We start from the raw sequence: 18,926 nt of genomic DNA on the forward strand, positions 1-18,926 counted from the left end.
CGACTCAGGCCTTCAGCGTGGCCATGTCGATGACGAAACGGTATTTCACATCACCCGCGATCATCCGCTCGTAGGCCTGGTTGATGTTGCGGATGTCGAGCATCTCGATATCGCAGCTGATTCCGTGCTCGGCGCAGAAGTCGAGCACCTCCTGGGTTTCTGCGATGCCACCGATCAACGAGCCGGCCAGCACTCGGCGCTTCATCACCAGGTTGGCCGCATGCAACGGCGGCTCGACCGGCTCGATCAAGCCGACCAGGATATGCACGCCGTCGAACCTCAAGGTTTCGAGGTAGGGGTTGAGGTCGTGCTGGACCGGGATGGTGTCGAGCAGGAAGTCGAAGCGGCCGGCCGCGGCGCGCATCTGTTCGGCGTCGGTGGAAACGATCACTTCATCTGCCCCCTGGCGCCGGGCCTCCTCGGCCTTGGCCGCCGAACGGGTGAACAGCGTGACATGCGCCCCCAGGGCCTTGGCTAACTTGATGCCCATGTGGCCCAGCCCGCCCATGCCCAGCACGCCGACTTTGTGCTCCGGGCCAACGCCATGGTGCTTGAGCGGCGAGTAGGTGGTGATGCCGGCGCAGAGGATCGGCGCCGCGCTGGCCAGGTCGAGGCCTTGGGGAATGCGCAGGACGAAATCCTCGCTGACCACGATGCTGCTCGAGTAGCCGCCCATGGTATTGCTGCCATCGACCCGGTCGGGGGTAGCGTAGGTCATGGTCGGGCCTTCCAGGCAGTATTGCTCGACGCCCTGGCGGCAGGCTTCGCAGTGACGGCAGGCATCGACCATGCAACCTACACCGACCAGATCGCCCACCTGGTAGCGGCTGACCTGCGCGCCAACCGCAGTGACCCGACCGACGATCTCGTGGCCCGGCATCAGCGGATAGACGGCGATGCCCCACTCGTTGCGGGCCTGATGGATATCGGAGTGACACACGCCACAGTAGAGGATCTCGATGGCGACATCGTCGGCCCGCGGGCTGCGACGCTGGAAGCTCATGGGGGCCAGGGGGCTGGTGGGGGACTGGGCGGCGTAGCCGATGGCGGTGTACATGCGGACCTCTCTCAGGTGAAACGTTTCAGGCGGCGCATTTTGCGCAGCCTGGCCTGCCCCGGCCACGGCCGATTCTCCGGCATGCATGCCTGATTCTCCGGACCTGCCCGCTCCCCTCTGGCGCCAGCCAGCTAATCTGCGAAGATGACATTGTCCGATTCTCTGCCCGGTTTCGCCATGCACCTGACTTGCCACGTGGACGCCAATGCCACGCTCTGCTCACTGATCCGCACCCTCGCCACGCGCCCCGGGTTCGTGCCCACCGCCCTGCCCCAGGTCCAGGTCCTGACCTGGGACCACTACGTGGCCAGCAGCCCGCAGATCTACGAACCCAGCCTGATCATCGTCGCCCAGGGCAGCAAGCTGGCGCGCCTGGGCCCGCGCACCCTGGAGTACGGCGCCGGGCATTACCTGGTGCAGGCGCTGTCGGTGCCCTTCCTCTGCGAAACCTTCGCCACACCCCAGGCGCCACTGCTGGGCGTGGCGGTGGACATCGATCGCGCCATGCTCGGCGAGCTGGTGCAAGCGATGAACCTGGGGCCGGATGCCGCGGTTCAGGTACAGACCCCGCAGTCTATGACCTCGGCGGCGTTGGACACGGCCATGCGCGAGAGTGTCGAGCGCCTGCTGCGGTGCCTGCAGGACCCGCTGGACGCCAGGGTGCTGGGGCCGGCGCGAGTGCGCGAGGTGCTCTACACCGCGCTGCGCGGCCCCCAGGCCGGGGTGCTGCGGGCACTGGTCGAACAACAGGGACATTTTGCCCGGATCGCCTCGGCCCTGGCCTACCTGCGCGAGCACTACGCCGAGCCGCTGGGGGTGGATGAGCTGGCCGGCCGGGCGAACATGAGCGTGTCGACCTTCCATGAGCATTTCAAGCGCTGCACCGACCTCGCGCCGATGCAGTACCTCAAGCGCCTGCGCCTGCTCAAGGCGCAACAGATGCTGATCGGCGAAGGGCTGGGCGTGGCCCAGGTTGCGCATCGCGTCGGCTACCAGAGCACCTCGCAGTTCAGCCGCGAGTACAAGCGCCAGTTCGCCCGCAGCCCAGGCGAGGAACAGACGTACCAGAGCCTGCCGGCTTGACTGCTGGCCTGCGCCGCGCCGGCAGCTACTGACGCAGGACCATCGCCACGATGGTCGCCTGCAATTCGCGCTTGGCGGCCTCGCCGGGCAATTCGCCGGCCGCCGCCGCCAGGGACAGCGCCTCCGCTGCCCCCACCAGCACCCACAGGCCGGCCACGCCGATATCGCCGGTCGGCGCGAACGGCGCCAAGGCTTCCCGGCATTTGTCCATGAAGGGCCCTTCATAGCCGCGCTTGAGCGCCTCGAGCTCCGGCGAGCCGGCCAATGCCGCACTGACACCGGGGATCTCGCGCCCTTGGGTCGCCACGCAATCCACATAGGCCTCGGCGATTACCCAGGCCCGCCCCGGCAGGTCCGCCGGACAACCGGCCAGAGCTGTGTCGAGCATCGCCGTCTGGCGTGCGTCGTACTCCTGGTACAGCGCCAACAGCAATCCGTTGCGGGTTTCGAAATGGTCATACACCACCGGCTTGGTCACCCCGGCCTGCTCGGCCAAACGCCCCAGGCTCAGGGCATCGGTGCCTTCTTCGCGCACCAACTGCCAGGCCACATCCAGCAGCTGCCGGCGACGCTCCTCGCGGGACAGGCGTTTGCGCGGCGCGCTCTTTTCCTCGCTTGACATCGATTACCTACCAAAAGTAACTTACTAAGTGTAACTTACCGGGAGTATATAACGCTCCCGAAGCCCCCGCATCCTGATTCTGGAGATTCTGCCATGCATGCCCTGATCGTCATCGGTCACCACGACACCGACTCCCTCACCCATGCCCTTGCCCAACAGGTTGCCGAAGGGCTGCGCGCGGCCGGTCACACCAGCGAGTTCGCCGACCTGGCCCATGAAGGTTTCGACCCGCGTTTCAGCCTCGCCGACCACGCCGTGCACCGCCGCCTGGGGCAGCCGCCGGCCGATGTGCTGGCCGAGCAGGCGCGCATCGAACGCGCCGACACCCTGGTGCTGGTCTATCCCATCTACTGGTGGTCGCTACCAGCCCTGCTCAAGGGCTGGGTCGAGCGTGTGTTCAGCAATGGCTGGGCCTTCTACCAGGCCGCGGACGGTAGTACCACGAAGCGCCTGCACGGTTTGACCGCGCACCTGATCGGCGTTGCCGGGGCCGATGCCGGCACCTTCGAGCGCCACGGCTACGGCGAGGCCATGCGCGTGCAGATCGAGCACGGCATCTTCGATTACTGCGGCGCTCAAGTATTGAGTTCGACGTTGCTGGACGACAGCGAAGGACAGGATCCGGCACGGCATCTGCGAGCCGCGCGCACTTTGGGAGAAGGGTTGTTCACTCGCGAGGAACGGCGCGAACCGGCAAGCGTGGAATAAGCGCGGGAAGGCGCGGGCCGGCCCGCGCCAGGTGACAGCGTGCGGGCAATCAGCCGCAGTTGACGCGGGTCACCACACCCTTGTCATCAACATTCAGGTTCAATCGCTCGGAGCGGTATTCCAGGGTGATCACATCGTGCGGTTTGAGGATGCGTGCCATCTGCGAGCCGCTGGCCTTGCGCGCCTGCTCCAACAGCTCGGCGCTGGCCGGCTTGCCGACGGTGAAATCGGCGCCACTGGCTTCGCAGCGGCCGTCATTGCCGGCCGGGGCGGCAGGGGCGCTGGCGCCCGAAGAGCCACCGGTGCTGCAACCTGCCAGGACGGTAGCCACCAGCAGGGTCGCCAGGGTAGCGCGGGTACGGAACATGAATCCTCCTAAATCGATCCGGGAACTGCCTTATGCGACAGTTCTTCTAACTGTTTGTTGCAAAACCGCAAGATTCTGCCTGACGCAGCCAGTGGATGCGAAACGCAATCGTCACCGGATTTTGCACCGAACCGCAGGTTCGACCAAACGCATGGCTTATGCCTAAGTCGCAGATCCTCTTGCGCCAAGGCATGATTTACTGCAAGAAGTGGCGCAGGAAACACCTCCACTTCGAACGCCAGGACGCGGTATTCGACCTATCATCCAGGCCCAAGCGAGAACCGCCCCATGAGCAGCCACAGCATCGACGCCGATATCAAGGTCAAGTGGGACGAAGGTCAGAGTGCCTACAGCCCGGGAACCCCCGAAGAGCTATTGCTGATCGCCATCGACCTGCTGGTACGCGACCGAGGCAGCGAGGCGGCGCGTAGCTTCATCGACCAGGTGTTCGAGCGCTACGCGCACCACGACACTATTTCAATCGGGCCAGGCGGGCGCTGAGCAGGTCGAAGAAGCCCTGCGCGTCACCCTCTTCGATCCACATCACATTGGCCGGCTGCTTGAGCACGCCGTACCAGTCGGCAATGGTCTGGCCGAAGGTCGGGCCTTCGCGGCTGTCGACCACCATGTGCACCTGGCGACCCTTGAACAGCTCGGGCTTGAGCAGGTAGGCGATGACGCTGGCGTCGTGCACCGGGCCGCCGGGCATGCCGTAGTTGTCCATGTCGAACTTGATGTAGGCGTTGAGGATGTCCACCACCAGCTTGCTGGCATTGTTGTTGACCGCGGCGAGCTGCTTGAGGCGCGCGTCGCTGGTGAGCACCTTGTGGGTGACGTCCAGCGGCAGGTAGGTGAGTTTCACGCCACTGGCCAGCACCACCTCGGCGGCGTGCGGATCGGCAAACAGGTTGAATTCCGCCGCCGGCGTGATGTTGCCGCCGTTGAAGTGGGCGCCGCCCATCACCACCACTTCCTTGATGCCGTTGACGATCTCCGGCTTCTGGATCAATGCCAGGGCCAGGTTGGTCTGTGGGCCGAGCATGGCGACGGTGATGCTGTGAGGCTCGGCGGCGCTCAGGGTGTCGATCAGGTACTGCACGGCGTTGCCCTGGGCCAGCGGCTTTTTCGGCTCGTGGACCTGGACGCCGGTCAGGCCTTCCTCGCCGTGCACGTTGGCGGCGTAGATCGGCGTGCGCACCATCGGCCGCCCTGCCCCGGCGTACACCGGGATCTCTTCGCGGCCAGCCCACTCACGGGCCAGGCGAGCGTTGCGAGAGGTCTTCTCCAGGCGCACGTTGCCGGCCACGGTGGTGATGGCGCGGATCTTCAGTTCCTCGGGCGAGGCCATGGCCAGCAGCAGGGCGACGACGTCGTCGGCGCCGGGGTCGGTGTCGATGATCAGGTCGCGGGGCGCGGCCATGAGGGAAGTCGCGGCCAGCGCGGACATGAGGACGGCTCCTTGGAGCAGGTTCTTGAGGGACATTCAGCACTCCTTGTTGCTAGGGGGATGGATTCACAAGGGGCCGCTTCGCGGCCCTTTCGCCGGCAAGCCGGCTCCCACAGCGGCAGCCCGAGGTTGCGCCCGACCTGTGGGAGCCGGCTTGCCGGCGATCGAGGGTGCAAGCCCTCGCATTCGGTCTAGAAAGTGACGCCAGCCACCAGGGCAATATTGCTGTAGGGCTTGCACTCCCCGGTGCGCACCACGGCCCGGGCCTGGCGACACAGGGTCTTGAAGTCGGCATGGCTCAGCGCCTGTCGCTGGCCCAGCTCACCGTCCGCGTGCAAACGTTCGACCTCGGCCAACCCGGGCGGCAGGGCCTGGAACACTTCATCGGCCAGCACATGCCGTTCGACCTGCATCTCGCTCAGTACCACGCGCAACACGCTGGCAAAATCCGGGATACCCGGCGTCAGCGCCAGGTCGATCAGCTCGACGCCTGGCGGCACCGGCAGGCCGGCGTCGCCGATCACCAGGATGTCGCCATGGCCGAGCCCGGCAATGGTTCGCGACAGGGCGATGTTCAACAGCGGCGTCTTCTTCATGGCGCCAGCTCCTTCAACAGGGGAATGGACGGCTGCGCGCCGACCCGGGTCACCGACAATGCGGCGGCGCGCTGGCCGAAGCTGATCGCCTCGTCTTCCGACAAGCCCCGCGCCAGGCCAGCGGCAAAGCCGCCGACAAAGGTGTCGCCGGCCGCCGTGGTGTCCACCGGCTGCACCCGTGGGGCCGGGAAGTGCCGGCTGCCGCTGGCGTCGACCAGCAAGGCACCATCGCCGCCAAGGGTGACGATCACCTTCCCCGCCCCCAGCTGGCGTAGCCGCTCGGCCGCGCGACGGGCACTTTCCTGGTCGTTGACCCGCACCCCGGCCAGGGCCTCGGCTTCGCTCTCGTTGGGGATCAGGTAATCGATGTAGGCATACCACTCCGCTGGCAACGGCCCGCTGGCCGGCGCCGGGTTGAGGATCACCGTGCGGCCCAGCTCGCGGCCGCGGGCCAGGGTCCAGGCCACGGTGGTGCTCGGCACCTCCAGCTGGCAGATGATCACTTCGGCGCGCTGCAGCAGTGCATCGAAACGGCTCACCGACTCGGGGCTGAGCAGGCCGTTGCCACCGGGGATCACGACAATGGCGTTCTGGCTGGCGGCATCCACCACGATCAGCGCCACGCCGCTGGACACACCCGGGCACACGCTCACACCCTGGCAATCGATGCCCTCGGTGAGCAGCGCCTGGCGCAGTTGCTGACCGTAGGCGTCGTCGCCGACGTTGCCGACCATCGCCACGCTGGCGCCCAGCCGGGCCACGGCCACCGCCTGGTTGGCGCCCTTGCCGCCGGGCGCGGTGAAGAAACTGTCGCCGGTCAGGGTCTCGCCTGCCCGGGGCAGGCGCTGGGCGCGGGCCACCAGGTCCATGTTGAGGCTGCCGACCACTACCACCTTGGCATCCATGGGCATTCCTTAACGGTAATCGTTGAACAGGTCCGGGCGTGGCCCGGTGGATTCGCGCAGCACGATGCGCGGGGCGACGATGCGCTGTTCGGCAGCGCCGTCGCGGCGCGGCGTGACGATGCGCGACAGCAACAGCCCGGCGGCGCTCTCGCCCAACTCGCGGATCGACTGGCCGACCGTGGTCAGCGCCGGATACACGTAGCGGCTCAGTTCGATGTCGTCGAAACCGATCACCGACAGCTCGCCGGGCACGTCGATATTGCGTTCGGCAGCGGCACGCAGCACGCCGAAACCAATCATGTCGTTGCCGGCGAAGATCGCCGTGGGCCGCTCGCCATCGAGCAGGCGCGCCGCGGCGGCATGCCCGCCGAGGCTGGTGAAGTCGCTGTGCAGCACATGGCCCGGGGCAACGCGCACGCCGCCCTCGGCCATCGCTCGGCGGAACCCGGCCAGGCGCAGCTGGCTGACCCCGGTGTCCACCGGGCCGCCGATGGTGGCGATCTCGCGATGCCCGAGCTCGAGCAGGTGGCGGGTGGCCAGGTAGGCGCCCTGCTCGTGGTCTATGCGCACCAGGTCGGCCTCGACGCCTTCCAGCGCGCGGTCGACGATGACCATCGGCGTGCGCACGCCGCTGAGGCTGTCGAGCAGGTCCTGGTCCTCGCCCACCGAGGCGACGATCAGGCCGTCGATGCGCTTTTCCAGCAGCACGCGCAGGTAGCTGCGCTGCTTCTGCGGGTTGTCATCGGAGTTGCACAGGATCACGCAGTAGCCGTTGCGCTCGCAGGCGTCCTCGATACCCCGGGCCAGCTCGGCGAAATACGGGTTGACGCTGTTGGGCACCAGCAGGCCGATGGTGGCGGTGCTGCGTGCCTTCAGCGAACGGGCCACGGCGCTGGGCACGTAGTCGAGCTCGGCAATCGCCGCCTCGACCTTCAGCCGCACCTGCTCGCTTACCGGGCGGGTCTTGTTCAGTACATGGGACACGGTGGTGTAGGAAATACCTGCAAGTGCCGCGACGTCTTTGATGGTTGCCATGGTTTCAGTTCCGCCGGTTCGCACGCCGGCTGCGGTAAGTGTCGAGTACCACGGCGATGACGATGACCGCCCCGGTGATGATGCGTTTGGTAGGCTCCGAGGCGCCGATCTGGGCCAGGCCGGCGGCCAGCACCGAAATGATCAGCACGCCGAAGAAGGTGCTGATGACCGAGCCGCGCCCGCCCATCAGGCTGGTGCCGCCGATCACCACGGCAGCGATCACCTGCAGCTCCATGCCCGAGCCGGCATTGGGGTCGGCGGCCTCCAGGCGCGAGATCTGGAACAGCGCGGCAAGACCGGCGAGCACACCCATCAGGGCGAACACCAGGATCTTGTAGGGGCGCGGGTCGATACCGGCCAGGCGCACGGCCTCTTCGTTGGTGCCGATACCGATCAGGTAGCGGCCGAACACAGTACGGGTCAGCACCAGTTGGGCCAGCACGATCACCAGCAAGGCGATGATGAAGGCCGGGGAAATGCCGAAGGCGATCGGGTTGGAGAACCAGGCGAAGGCATCGCCGATATACGCGGTACGCGAATCGGTGAACTGGTACGCCAGGCCACGGGCCATTTCCAGCACGCCCAGCGAGACGATGAACGAAGGGATGCGCCAGGCCACGGTGATGCTGCCGGTGACGGTGCCGGCCAAGGCCGCCACGGCCATGCCGAGCAAGGCGGCGGGCAGCACGCCCCAGCCCCAGCCGAGGATCGCCACGCTGACGGCCGAGGCCGCCAGGGCCAGTACCGAGCCGACCGACAGGTCGATGCCGCCGATGATCAGCACGAAGGTCATGCCCACCGCCAGCACCATCAGGTCGGGGATCTGGTTGGCCAGGGTGCTGAAGGTGGCATAGGACAGGAAGTGGCTGCTCAGCAACGAGAACAGCACGATCATCGCCAGCAAGGCGCCGGCCAGGCCGAGGTAGGTGCCCAGGCCGAAATAGGTGCCGCTGCGGCGCACTGGCGCGGCGTCCGAGGTGTTTGTTGTGGTTTTCATGCGTCCATCCTGGGAGCTGCGTCGTGCAGCAGGGCATCACGTTTCTGGTAGCCGGCGAAGGCGGCGGCAAGCAGTTGGTCCTGGGTCCAATGATCGCGCTCGAAGGTGTCGATCAGGCGGCCGGCGCTGAGCACGGCGATACGGTCGCAGATCAGCATCAGCTCGCGCAGGTCGCTGGACACCACCACCAGGGCCTTGCCCTGGCGGGCGAGCTCGGCGAGCAGGCCGTAGATGTCGAACTTGGCACCGACGTCGATGCCGCGGGTCGGCTCGTCGAACAACAGTACCTGGCAGTCGCGCTCCAGCCAGCGGCCGATCACCACCTTCTGCTGGTTGCCGCCGGACAGCTCGCCCACGGCCTGGGCGGGGCTGGCGCTGCGGATGCGCATGGCGCCGATCTGACGCTCGGCCAGCTCACGCTCGGCGTCGGCGTCGAGCACGCCGGCACGGGACACAGCGCCAAGGTTGCCCAGGGCAATATTGGCGCTGATCGACTGGCTCAGCAGCAGGCCTTCGCCCTTGCGGTCCTCGGTAATCAGCGCAATGCCAGCCTTGACCGCCGCCTTGGGCGAGTCAATGGTCACCGGTACCGGCGGCTGGCCGAGGGCGACCTGGCCGCTGTCGGCGCGGTCGGCGCCGTAGATCAGGCGCAGCAGCTCGGTGCGCCCGGCACCGATCAGGCCTGAGATACCGAAGATCTCCCCTGCCCTGACCTCGAGCGACACCTCGCGGACCTTGTCGCCGCGGCTGAGCCTGTCGACCTTGAGCAGTGGCGCACCGATCGTGCGCTGGCCCAGGTCGATATGCTCGCCCAGCTCGCGGCCGACCATCAGGTTGACCAGTTGCTCGCTGTTGTAGCGCTGGATCGGCTCGGCGCACACCAGCTTGCCGTCGCGCAGCACGGCGATGCGCTGGGCCACCTGCTGCAGTTCTTCGAGGCGGTGGGAGATATACACGATGGCCACGCCGCGCTGGCGCAGGCGCTCGATCTGGGTGAACAGCAGCTCCACCTCGCGGGCGGTGAGCATGGCCGTGGGTTCGTCGAAGATCAGCACATGGCAGTCGCCGATCAGGTTGCGGGCGATCTCGACCATCTGCTGGTGGCCGATGCCCAGCTCGCCGACGGGGGTGTCCGGGTCAATGGCATCCAGGCCGACCTGGGCCATGGCTGCGGTGGCCAGCTGGCGCAGGCGCTTCTGGCTGATCCAGCCGAGGCGGCTGGGCAGGTTGTCGAGGAACAGGTTCTCGGCCACGGTCAGCGTCGGCAGCAGGTTGAGTTCCTGCATCACCATGCGCACGCCGAGACGCTCGGCCTCGGCGCGGCTGCCGGGGGCGTAGGGCTGGCCGCGATAGAGCATCTGCCCGGTGGTGGGGATCTCCAGGCCGCTGATCAGCTTGGACAGGGTCGACTTGCCCGCGCCGTTCTCGCCGGTCAGGGCCAGCACCTCGCCGCCGCGCAACTCGAGGGTGACATCGCCGAGTACGGGCTGGGCGTAGGTCTTGCCCAGGCCGCTGACGGCTAGCACGGTTTCATTGGCCGGTACTGACATGGCCATTTTCTCCTAGGACGAAGCATGACACGTTTAGAAGGCGGGCTTTCGTGGGAGCGGGCTTGCCCCGCGAGGCGCCAGGGCAGGCTGTACCTTGCGACACCATCGCGGGGCAAGCCCGCTCCCACGCTCCCGCGAAATCACTTCACTTGGTAATCAGCTTGACTGGCGTCTGGATGACATTGTCGGCATCCACGCCGGGCTGCTCGCCCTTGAGCATCTTCAGCGCCGCTTGGATGCCGAACACCGCCTGCTCGCTGGCAGCCTGGTCGAGGGTGGCCAGCACACGGCCATCCTTGAGCATCGGTTCGATGGCCTTGATGTTGTCGTAGCCGACCACCTGCACCTGGCCGGTCTTGCCGGCGGCGCGCACGGCCGAGACCGCACCCAGGGCCATGCTGTCGTTGCCGGCCAGCAGCGCCTTCAAATCGGGATATTCGTTGAGCATCGAGGCGGCAACGGCGTTGCCCTTGTCGATCTCCCAGTTGCCGGATTGCACCGAGACGATCTTCATCTGCGCGGCTTCCATGGCGTCCTTGAAACCAGCGGTGCGCTGCTGGGCATTGGTGGTGGTCGGCACGCCTTCGATGATGCCGACCTGGTCACCGGCCTTGAGCTTTTGCTGGGCCAGGTAGTCGCCGACCATACGCGCACCCTTGCGGTTGTCCGGGCCTACGAACGGCACGCTGATGCCCTTGCTCTTGAGGGTTTCGGGGTCGAGGCGATTATCGATGTTGATCACGATCACGCCTTTGTCCATGGCCTTCTTCACCGCCGATACCAGCGCCTTGGAGTCGGCCGGGGCGATGACCAGCGCCTTGGCGCCCGAGTTGACCATCTGCTCTACGATACGGATCTGCTCGCCAGTATCGGTCTCGTTCTTGATGCCGTTGGCGACCAGCTGGAATTCGCTGGCATGGGTTTTCTGATAATCCTTGGCGCCGTCTTCCATGGTGCGGAAGAACTCGTTGGCCAGGGATTTCATCACCAGGGCGACCTTGGGCGCCTCCTCGGCGTGGGCGACAGGCAGGGGTGAGAATATCAGCGACGACAGAACGGCGAGGGCCAGCGGACGGCCAGAGAACGGCAGCTTCATGGAAATGACTCCGAATCTTGTGGTTTTTATCGGATCGCAAACGTTTGCGGTGACTAACTATGTAAACAGGCCGCAGGTTTGTCAATCCAGCGCGTAGGAAGCCGCAGCTACGCAAGAGGGATTATCCGCAATTCGTCCGAAAAACCGAACACATTTCCTACTCTCGTTCGGCCAGCCGAATGACCTCACGCAACTTGACCAATTGGTCGGATCGCGTACCTCCAGTCCAGACAAGGGTTTCAAGATGAAATACGACGAACGGTAGTTGATGGTACGAAATCTGCCTTACTGCAGTGCGACTTAACGCACATCTCACCGTGGAAGAGAGAAGCAGAAATGATGAAATCCGCTATCAAGACCTTCGCACCGAGCGCCCTGGCGCTGTTGCTGGTACTGCCGACTACCGTTTCCGCCAAGGAAGCCGCGCAACAACAGAAGCTTGCCAACGTGGTCATCCTCGCCACCGGCGGCACCATCGCCGGCGCTGGCGCCAGCGCGGCCAACAGCGCCACCTACCAGGCCGCCAAGGTAGGCATCGACAAGCTGATCGCCGGCGTGCCAGAGCTGAAAGACCTGGCCAACGTGCGCGGCGAGCAGGTGATGCAGGTCGCCTCGGAAAGCATCGGCAACGACGACCTGCTCAAGTTGGGCAAGCGCGTCGCCGAACTGGCCGACAGCAAGGACGTCGATGGCATCGTCATCACGCACGGCACCGACACCCTCGAAGAAACCGCCTACTTCCTCAACCTGGTAGAGAAGACCGACAAGCCGATCATCGTGGTCGGCTCGATGCGTCCGGGCACGGCGATGTCCGCCGACGGCATGCTCAACCTGTACAACGCCGTGGCCGTGGCCAGCAGCAAGGACGCCCGCGGCAAGGGCGTGCTGGTAACCATGAACGACGAGATCCAGTCCGGCCGTGACGTGAGCAAGGCGGTCAATATCAAGACCGAAGCCTTCAAGAGCCAGTGGGGCCCGCTGGGCATGGTGGTCGAAGGCAAGTCGTACTTCTTCCGCCTGCCGGCCAAGCGCCACACCGTCAACTCCGAGTTCGACATCAAGACCATCAGCAAGCTGCCGGCCGTGGATATCGCCTATGGCTACGGCAACGTGACCGACACCGCCTACAAGGCGCTGGCCCAGGGCGGCGCCAAGGCGATCATCCACGCCGGCACCGGCAATGGCTCGGTGTCGTCGCGCGTGGTGCCGGCGCTGCAGGAGCTGCGTAAGGACGGCGTGCAGATCATCCGCTCCTCCCACGTTAACCAGGGCGGCTTCGTACTGCGCAATGCCGAACAACCTGACGACAAGAATGACTGGGTCGTGGCCCATGACCTGAACCCGCAGAAGGCGCGGATCCTGGCAATGGTCGCAATGACCAAGACCCAGGACAGCAAAGAGCTGCAGCGGATCTTCTGGGAATACTGATCGGCGTGCACTTCGGGTTGGTATGTTGAAGATACCGACCCTATCGCGGGGCAAGCCCGCTCCCCCGGGGCACACATGACCTTTGTGGGAACGGGCTGGCGCCGCGATGTCTTCGATTGAACCAATCCCTCTACCACGGTCTTATACGGCTTTCATCCTACCCGTTGTTGCGAAATGGCTTACAGTGAAATACTGTATGCACATACAGCAAAACAAGGAACAGCCCCGTGGCCAAACCCGCCTCAGCGTCGCCAAGCAGTTATGAACTACTGGGTCAGCGCATCCAGAAGATCATCAACAGCCCCACCGCCCAGCGCAGCCGCGCCGCCCTGATCTTCCGCCTGGAGCACGAATCGCCCGATGACTGGGCCACGCTGCTCGAGGAAATCGCCGAGAACGACAACGTCACCCTCGCCCACCGCGACGATGGCGGCGTGCAGGTGTTCTGGACCGTGCCGAAGGAAGACTGATTGCACATGAGAGTTTCGCTTTTCGCTGCCTGCCTGCTGCTGCTCCCCCCCCTCGCCCACGCCGACGCCCCACGCACCTTCCAAGAGGCCAAGAAGGTTGCCTGGAAGCTGTACGCGCCGCAGTCCACCGAGTTTTATTGCGGCTGCAAGTACCAGGGCAACAAGGTCGACCTGGCGTCTTGCGGCTATGCGCCGCGCAAGAACCTCAACCGTGCCTCGCGCATCGAGTGGGAACACATTGTCCCGGCCTGGCAGATCGGCCATCAACGCCAGTGTTGGCAGGACGGCGGGCGCAAGAACTGCTCGCGCCACGACAAGGTCTACCAGCGCGCCGAGGCCGACCTGCACAACCTGGTGCCGAGCATCGGCGAGGTCAACGGCGACCGCAGCAACTTCAGCTTCGGCTGGTTGCCCGAGCAGCATGGCCAGTACGGCAGTTGCCTGACCCAGGTCGACTTCAAGGCCAAGAAGGTCATGCCTCGCCCGTCGATCCGCGGGATGATCGCGCGCACCTACTTCTACATGAGCAAGCAGTACGACCTGCGCCTGTCCAAACAGGACCGCCAGTTGTTCGAGGCCTGGAACAAGACCTACCCGCCGCAGCCCTGGGAGCTGCAGCGCAACCAGCAGGTGGCATGCGTGATGGGGCGCGGCAACGCCTTCGTCGGCCCGGTCAACCTCAAGGCCTGCGGCTAAAGGCCCTCAGGCCAGCGTCTGCAGGTAGGCGCTGGCCTGCTGGTACCGGCACAGCCGGGCCACATCGGCCGGGCCTGGGCAAGGGATGCGCGAAAGGTCGCTGTTGTCGGCCAGGTCCGCCAGCTTCACCTGGCGCGCCAAGGGGTCCACACCCAGGCGAATGACGAACGCCTCGTAGCTCTCGCCCTCGCGCCGGCTCAGCGCCAGCAGCGCGGCGAGGATCTTCAGCGGGAAACCTTCACGGGCGAGGTCGGCCAGGGTCAGCGGCGTGTCTTCCAGCACATCGTGCAACACCGCGACAATGCGCTGCTCAGGAGTGATCACCCGCCCCATCACCCGCAGCGGGTGAAGGATGTAAGCCGCCCCACCTTTGTCGAACTGCCCTTCGTGTGCCTTGATGGCCATCGCGATGGCCCGTTCCAGCGTCGCCATGAAGTACTCCCCACTCAACCCGCGCACTGGAAAGCATAGCCGCTGCGTCATGGGCGTGGTTTGTCCGGCGCCAAAGCGCCTCGGCAGCGCGCTTGCCGCCCTTCCCATTCAAGCTTTTTCCAGCCTTAGGTTTTTTAAGGCTCATGAGCACAAATTTACTAATTTCTGGATCCCCGCCCGCCCCGCATCATCGCGCCAACAAGAACGCGTCGCCCTTTGCCGGCACGCACCCGGGCAATCCCCGATGCCCCACCTTGCCTTGGAGTCAGTCATGACCAGTGCAGCCAATTCGGCCCCCCTCATCGAGAAACACACGATCGGCTATGTGCCACCGCAAGACCGCCATGGAAAGGTAAGGGATCTGTTCACACTGTGGTTCGGCGGCAACATCGCGCCGCTGCCCATCGTCACCGGCGCACTCGGCGTGCAGCTATTCCACCTCAATCTGGTCTGGGGCATCGTCGCGATCCTGGTCGGCCACCTGGTAGGCGGCGTGCTCATGGCCCTGCACTCTGCCCAGGGCCCGCAGATGGGCATTCCGCAGATGATCCAGAGCCGCGCCCAGTTCGGTTCGCTCGGCGCCCTGCTGGTGGTGGTCATCGCCGGGGTGATGTACATCGGCTTCTTCGCCTCCAACATCGTCCTGGCCGGCAAGTCGCTACATGGCGTGGTCGAGACGGTGCCGGTGTCCGTGGGTATCGTCATCGGTGCATTGGGCTCGGGCATCATCGGCATAATCGGCTACCGCTTCATCCACGTGCTCAACCGCATCGGTACCTGGGTGCTGGGCATCGGCATCGTGGTCGGCTTCGGCTACATCTTCAGCCATGTGCAGAGCGACGACTTCCTCACCCGCGGCGGCTTCAACCTGGCCGGCTGGCTGGCCACCGTGTCCCTGGCGGCGCTGTGGCAGATCGCCTTCGCGCCCTACGTGTCGGATTACTCGCGCTACCTGCCGGCTGACGTAAAAGTGTCCTCGACCTTCTGGACCACCTACCTTGGCTCGGCCCTGGGCTCGAGCCTGTCATTCATCTTCGGCGCGGTGGCGGTGCTGGCGATCCCTGCCGGGATGGACACCATGGACGCGGTCAAGCTTGCCACCGGCACCCTCGGCCCGCTGATGCTGGTGCTGTTCCTGCTCAGCGTGATCAGCCACAACGCCCTCAACCTGTACGGCGCGGTGCTGTCGATCATCACCCTGGTACAGACCTTCGCCTACCGCTGGATCCCCACTGCCAAGAGCCGCGCCGTGCTGTCGCTGCTCGTGCTGGCGGCCTGCTGCGTGGTGGCGGTGTTCGCCTCGGCGGACTTCATCGGCCACTTCGTCGACATGGTGCTGGTGTTGCTGGTGGTGCTGGTGCCGTGGACGGCGATCAACCTGATCGACTTCTATGTCATCCACAAGGGCGACTACGACATCGACTCGATCTTCAAGATCGACGGTGGCATCTATGGTCGCTACAACCCCCAGGCGCTGATTGCCTACGCGGTGGGTATCGTGGTGCAGATCCCGTTCATGAACACGCCGCTGTATGTCGGGCCGGTGTCCGCACACATCAACGGCGCCGACCTGTCGTGGCTGGTGGGGCTGGCGATCACCTCGCCGCTGTACTGGTGGCTGGCCAGCCGCGACAGCGCGTATCGTCGTCGGCAGGTGAGTGCGAAGCTGGCGGCGGGGGTCTGAGTCCGCCGGGCTGAAAGTTGACGAGGGGACCCGCTGCGGCGGGTCTTCTGTCGTCAATATCAGCCACCACGACCCAGGCAGGAAACCCTAGCGCTCGCTACGGAGCATCTCCTTCGGCACATACTTGCCAATCTCATACTTGCCGATCGCCGCCCGGTGCACCTCATCCGGTCCGTCGGCCAGGCGCAGGGTGCGCTGCATCGCATACATGTAGGCCAAGGGGAAATCACCGCTCACCCCTGCCCCGCCATGGATCTGGATGGCCCGGTCGATTACCTTCAGCGCAACGTTCGGCGCCACCACCTTGATCTGGGCGATCTCGCTGCGGGCCACCTTGTTGCCGACGGTGTCCATCATGTAGGCGGCCTTGAGGGTCAGCAGCCGGGCCATGTCGATCTCCATCCGCGAGTCGGCGATCTTGTCGACGTTGCCGCCCAGCCGCGCCAGCGGCCGGCCAAAGGCGGTGCGCTCGACCGAGCGTTTGCACATCAGCTCCAGGGCGCGCTCGGCCATGCCGATCGAACGCATGCAATGGTGGATGCGCCCAGGCCCGAGGCGGCCCTGGGCGATCTCGAAGCCACGGCCTTCGCCGAGGAGCACGTTCTCGTAAGGCACCCGCACGTTCTCGAACAACACTTCGGCATGGCCGTGTGGCGCGTCGTCGTAGCCGAACACCGGCAGTGGGCGGACGATCTTCACGCCGGCTGCGTCGGTGGGCACCAGGATCATCGAGTGCTGTTGATGACGCTGGCCATCGGGGTTGGACAGGCCCATGAAGATCATCACCTTGCAGCGCGGGTCACAGGCGCCGGAGGTCCACCACTTGCGGCCGTTGATCACCCACTCGTCACCGTCGCGCACGGCGGTGGCGGCCATGTTGGTGGCATCCGAAGAGGCCACGTCCGGCTCGGTCATGGCGAACGCAGAGCGGATTTCGCCGCGCAGCAGCGGCTCGAGCCACTGGCGCTTCTGCGCCTCGCTGCCGTAGCGCACCAGCACTTCCATGTTGCCGGTGTCCGGCGCCGAGCAGTTGAACGGCTCGGGCCCCAGCAGCGAGCGGCCCATGATCTCGGCCAATGGCGCGTACTCAAGGTTGCTCAGCCCTGCACCATATTCGGATTCGGGCAGGAACAGGTTCCATAGTCCTTCCTCGCGGGCCTTGGCCTTGAGCTCCTCCATGATAGCGGTAGGCTGCCAGCGGTCGCCCTCGGCTACCTGGCGCTCGAACACCGGCTCGGCCGGGTAGACGTATGCATCCATGAATGCGCTGACGCGTTCGCGCAGTACCTGGACCTTGGGCGAATAGGCGAAATCCATCGGGGCTACCTTCCGTCAATGAAGAACATGGACCTGAGCCTAGAACAGCCACCCTTCATCCACCTAGTCTATTTTCTTCGTGTATAAACATTCATAACCAATATATGATCGATCCATAACTCCAACAAAGAGCGGCGCCCATGAACCTCAGCAAGGTCGACCTCAACCTGTTCATCGTCTTCGACGCGATCTACACCGAAGCCAACCTGACGCGCGCCGGGCAGATCGTCGGCATCACCCAGCCGGCGGTTTCCAACGCCCTGTCACGGTTGCGCGAGACATTCAACGACCCGCTGTTCGTGCGCACCGCCCAAGGCATGGTGCCCACGCCCATGGCGCAGAACATCATCGGCCCGGTACGCAACGCGCTGTCGCTGCTGCGCACCTCGGTCCAGGAAAGCCGCATCTTCACCCCGCTGCAGGCGAGCAAGACCTTCCGCATCAGCATGACCGACCTTACCGAAGCGGTGATCCTGCCGCCGCTGTTCCAGCGCCTGCGCCGGCTTGCCCCAGCCCTGGTGATCGAGAGTTTCCTGTGCAAGCGCCGCGAAACCACAAAGGAGCTGGCCGCCGGGCGCCTGGACTTCGCCGTCGACGCGCCGCTTAACACCGATCCACAGGTTCGGCACGTCAAGCTCATGCAGGACCGCTACGTCTGCGCCATGCGTCCCGGTCACCCCCAAGCCGACGATAAGCTGACTCTCGACGGCTACCTGGCCATGACCCATATCCATATCTCCAGCCGCCGCAATGGCCTGGGCTATGTGGACCTGGCCCTTGGCAAAATGGGGGTGCAACGCCGTGTCGCCCTGCGTTCGCAGCACTACCTGATGGCCTCCCAGGTGCTACAGCAGACCGACATGGTGATGACCGTTCCAGAACGTTTCGCCCGCCGCCACCAGTTGCGCCACCAGCCACTGCCAGTGGAAGTTCCGCCGCTGGAGACCCATCTCTACTGGCACGAGAGCACCGACCAGGACCCGGCCAACCGCTGGATGCGCGAGCAGATCATCGAGTTGTGCGAGCGGGTGGTGGCCCAGGACGACCAGGAAAAGGCAAGCCCGGCGATCGCATCGGCCTGAGTCGCCTACACTGTCGATGATTGCCTCTGAACCCAGGAGCCACTCATGGACGACAGCCAACATGGCAAGCCACCGACCTTTTGGCAGATGCTGCAGAGCATCCTTGCCGCGGCGTTTGGCGTGCAAAGCGGCAAGAACCGCGCCCGCGACTTCACCTATGGCAAGGCCAGCCATTTCATCGTGATGGGGACAGTGTTCACGCTGATCTTCATCTTCGTGCTGATCGGCCTGGTGCAGTTGGCGATGCACCTGACGGCGCGCTGATCACAGGGCAAATCCGCCAATACTGCTTGCCAAAACGCAATCCGCCCGCGGATATCCCTTCCGCGGGCGGTTCAGGTGCTTCTCACGGTC

The 18,926-nt window shown here is 65.1% G+C and carries 21 protein-coding genes; 9 read left to right on the plus strand and 12 right to left on the minus strand.

All coding sequences use genetic code 11. The features are described 5' to 3' along the window. Positions 1-4: 4 nt before the first annotated feature. On the minus strand, positions 5-1,057 hold the full coding sequence (locus LU688_RS17155) for an NAD(P)-dependent alcohol dehydrogenase (protein ID WP_160291141.1): 1,053 nt from the start codon (positions 1,055-1,057) through the stop codon (positions 5-7). 177 nt (positions 1,058-1,234) lie between these two features. Here LU688_RS17155 and LU688_RS17160 point away from each other — a divergent pair, with 177 nt between their 5' ends. Beyond that, the gene (locus LU688_RS17160; RefSeq protein WP_038706370.1) at positions 1,235-2,140 is read left to right on the plus strand and encodes an AraC family transcriptional regulator; all 906 of its coding nucleotides are present in this window, start codon (positions 1,235-1,237) and stop codon (positions 2,138-2,140) included. A 25-nt stretch (positions 2,141-2,165) separates the two neighbouring features. On the opposite strand, the gene LU688_RS17165 is transcribed toward LU688_RS17160, so the two are convergent. After that, positions 2,166-2,762 carry a TetR/AcrR family transcriptional regulator gene (locus tag LU688_RS17165; RefSeq protein WP_160291140.1) on the minus strand — a complete coding sequence of 199 codons (597 nt, stop codon included), beginning with the start codon at positions 2,760-2,762 and terminating at the stop codon, positions 2,166-2,168. A gap of 93 nt (positions 2,763-2,855) precedes the next feature. Here LU688_RS17165 and LU688_RS17170 point away from each other — a divergent pair, with 93 nt between their 5' ends. Next, a complete protein-coding gene (locus LU688_RS17170; protein ID WP_160291139.1) occupies positions 2,856-3,470 on the plus strand; it encodes an NAD(P)H-dependent oxidoreductase in 615 nt (204 codons plus the stop codon). Between the two features lie 49 nt (positions 3,471-3,519). On the opposite strand, the gene LU688_RS17175 is transcribed toward LU688_RS17170, so the two are convergent. Then, a complete protein-coding gene (locus LU688_RS17175; RefSeq protein ID WP_023632516.1) occupies positions 3,520-3,837 on the minus strand; it encodes an I78 family peptidase inhibitor in 318 nt (105 codons plus the stop codon). Positions 3,838-4,125: 288 nt separating this feature from the next. On the opposite strand from LU688_RS17175, the gene LU688_RS17180 reads away from it, so the two are divergent. Beyond that, on the plus strand, positions 4,126-4,338 hold the full coding sequence (locus LU688_RS17180) for a hypothetical protein (RefSeq protein WP_023632517.1): 213 nt from the start codon (positions 4,126-4,128) through the stop codon (positions 4,336-4,338). Here LU688_RS17180 and LU688_RS17185 read toward each other — a convergent pair. The 7 genes from LU688_RS17185 to LU688_RS17215 form a co-directional block, all read right to left on the minus strand. Next, positions 4,310-5,320 (minus strand): nucleoside hydrolase, encoded by a 1,011-nt coding sequence (locus tag LU688_RS17185; protein ID WP_046855160.1) that lies wholly within the window; start codon positions 5,318-5,320, stop codon positions 4,310-4,312. The two genes, LU688_RS17180 and LU688_RS17185, sit on opposite strands and share 29 nt — an antisense overlap. A gap of 155 nt (positions 5,321-5,475) precedes the next feature. Further along, the gene (gene rbsD, locus LU688_RS17190; RefSeq protein WP_094011407.1) at positions 5,476-5,880 is read right to left on the minus strand and encodes a D-ribose pyranase; all 405 of its coding nucleotides are present in this window, start codon (positions 5,878-5,880) and stop codon (positions 5,476-5,478) included. After that, entirely contained in the window at positions 5,877-6,785 is a 909-nt protein-coding gene (gene rbsK, locus LU688_RS17195; RefSeq protein WP_094011406.1) for a ribokinase, read from the minus strand. Before rbsK ends, rbsD begins: the two co-directional genes overlap by 4 nt. A gap of 9 nt (positions 6,786-6,794) precedes the next feature. After that, positions 6,795-7,820 carry a LacI family DNA-binding transcriptional regulator gene (locus tag LU688_RS17200; protein ID WP_038706375.1) on the minus strand — a complete coding sequence of 342 codons (1,026 nt, stop codon included), beginning with the start codon at positions 7,818-7,820 and terminating at the stop codon, positions 6,795-6,797. A gap of 4 nt (positions 7,821-7,824) precedes the next feature. Next, positions 7,825-8,817, minus strand: a complete 993-nt coding sequence (locus LU688_RS17205; protein WP_038706376.1) for an ABC transporter permease — start codon at positions 8,815-8,817, stop codon at positions 7,825-7,827. Beyond that, positions 8,814-10,367 carry a sugar ABC transporter ATP-binding protein gene (locus LU688_RS17210; RefSeq protein WP_038707570.1) on the minus strand — a complete coding sequence of 518 codons (1,554 nt, stop codon included), beginning with the start codon at positions 10,365-10,367 and terminating at the stop codon, positions 8,814-8,816. Before LU688_RS17210 ends, LU688_RS17205 begins: the two co-directional genes overlap by 4 nt. A gap of 145 nt (positions 10,368-10,512) precedes the next feature. After that, on the minus strand, positions 10,513-11,463 hold the full coding sequence (locus LU688_RS17215) for a sugar ABC transporter substrate-binding protein (protein ID WP_160291138.1): 951 nt from the start codon (positions 11,461-11,463) through the stop codon (positions 10,513-10,515). 339 nt (positions 11,464-11,802) lie between these two features. On the opposite strand from LU688_RS17215, the gene LU688_RS17220 reads away from it, so the two are divergent. From LU688_RS17220 to LU688_RS17230, 3 genes are all read left to right on the plus strand, one after another. Then, positions 11,803-12,891 (plus strand): asparaginase, encoded by a 1,089-nt coding sequence (locus tag LU688_RS17220; protein WP_094011449.1) that lies wholly within the window; start codon positions 11,803-11,805, stop codon positions 12,889-12,891. Between the two features lie 227 nt (positions 12,892-13,118). Then, entirely contained in the window at positions 13,119-13,361 is a 243-nt protein-coding gene (locus LU688_RS17225) for a DUF1654 domain-containing protein (protein ID WP_023631213.1), read from the plus strand. Positions 13,362-13,367: 6 nt separating this feature from the next. Continuing rightward, positions 13,368-14,057, plus strand: a complete 690-nt coding sequence (locus LU688_RS17230; RefSeq protein WP_094011405.1) for an endonuclease — start codon at positions 13,368-13,370, stop codon at positions 14,055-14,057. A gap of 6 nt (positions 14,058-14,063) precedes the next feature. Here LU688_RS17230 and LU688_RS17235 read toward each other — a convergent pair whose 3' ends face one another. Then, positions 14,064-14,489 (minus strand): bifunctional (p)ppGpp synthetase/guanosine-3',5'-bis(diphosphate) 3'-pyrophosphohydrolase, encoded by a 426-nt coding sequence (locus tag LU688_RS17235; protein WP_023631215.1) that lies wholly within the window; start codon positions 14,487-14,489, stop codon positions 14,064-14,066. A 271-nt stretch (positions 14,490-14,760) separates the two neighbouring features. On the opposite strand from LU688_RS17235, the gene LU688_RS17240 reads away from it, so the two are divergent. Continuing rightward, positions 14,761-16,173, plus strand: coding sequence for a purine-cytosine permease family protein (locus LU688_RS17240; RefSeq protein WP_023631216.1), 1,413 nt, complete (start codon positions 14,761-14,763; stop codon positions 16,171-16,173). Between the two features lie 87 nt (positions 16,174-16,260). On the opposite strand, the gene LU688_RS17245 is transcribed toward LU688_RS17240, so the two are convergent. Beyond that, on the minus strand, positions 16,261-17,490 hold the full coding sequence (locus tag LU688_RS17245) for an acyl-CoA dehydrogenase (RefSeq protein ID WP_038706377.1): 1,230 nt from the start codon (positions 17,488-17,490) through the stop codon (positions 16,261-16,263). A 140-nt stretch (positions 17,491-17,630) separates the two neighbouring features. On the opposite strand from LU688_RS17245, the gene LU688_RS17250 reads away from it, so the two are divergent. Beyond that, entirely contained in the window at positions 17,631-18,572 is a 942-nt protein-coding gene (locus LU688_RS17250) for a LysR family transcriptional regulator (RefSeq protein ID WP_104445176.1), read from the plus strand. 45 nt (positions 18,573-18,617) lie between these two features. After that, the gene (locus tag LU688_RS17255) at positions 18,618-18,836 is read left to right on the plus strand and encodes a DUF2970 domain-containing protein (RefSeq protein ID WP_094011402.1); all 219 of its coding nucleotides are present in this window, start codon (positions 18,618-18,620) and stop codon (positions 18,834-18,836) included. Positions 18,837-18,926 lie beyond the last annotated feature (90 nt).

This window comes from Pseudomonas soli (genome assembly GCF_021283165.2).
GTDB classification, from domain to species: Bacteria; Pseudomonadota; Gammaproteobacteria; order Pseudomonadales; family Pseudomonadaceae; genus Aquipseudomonas; species Aquipseudomonas soli.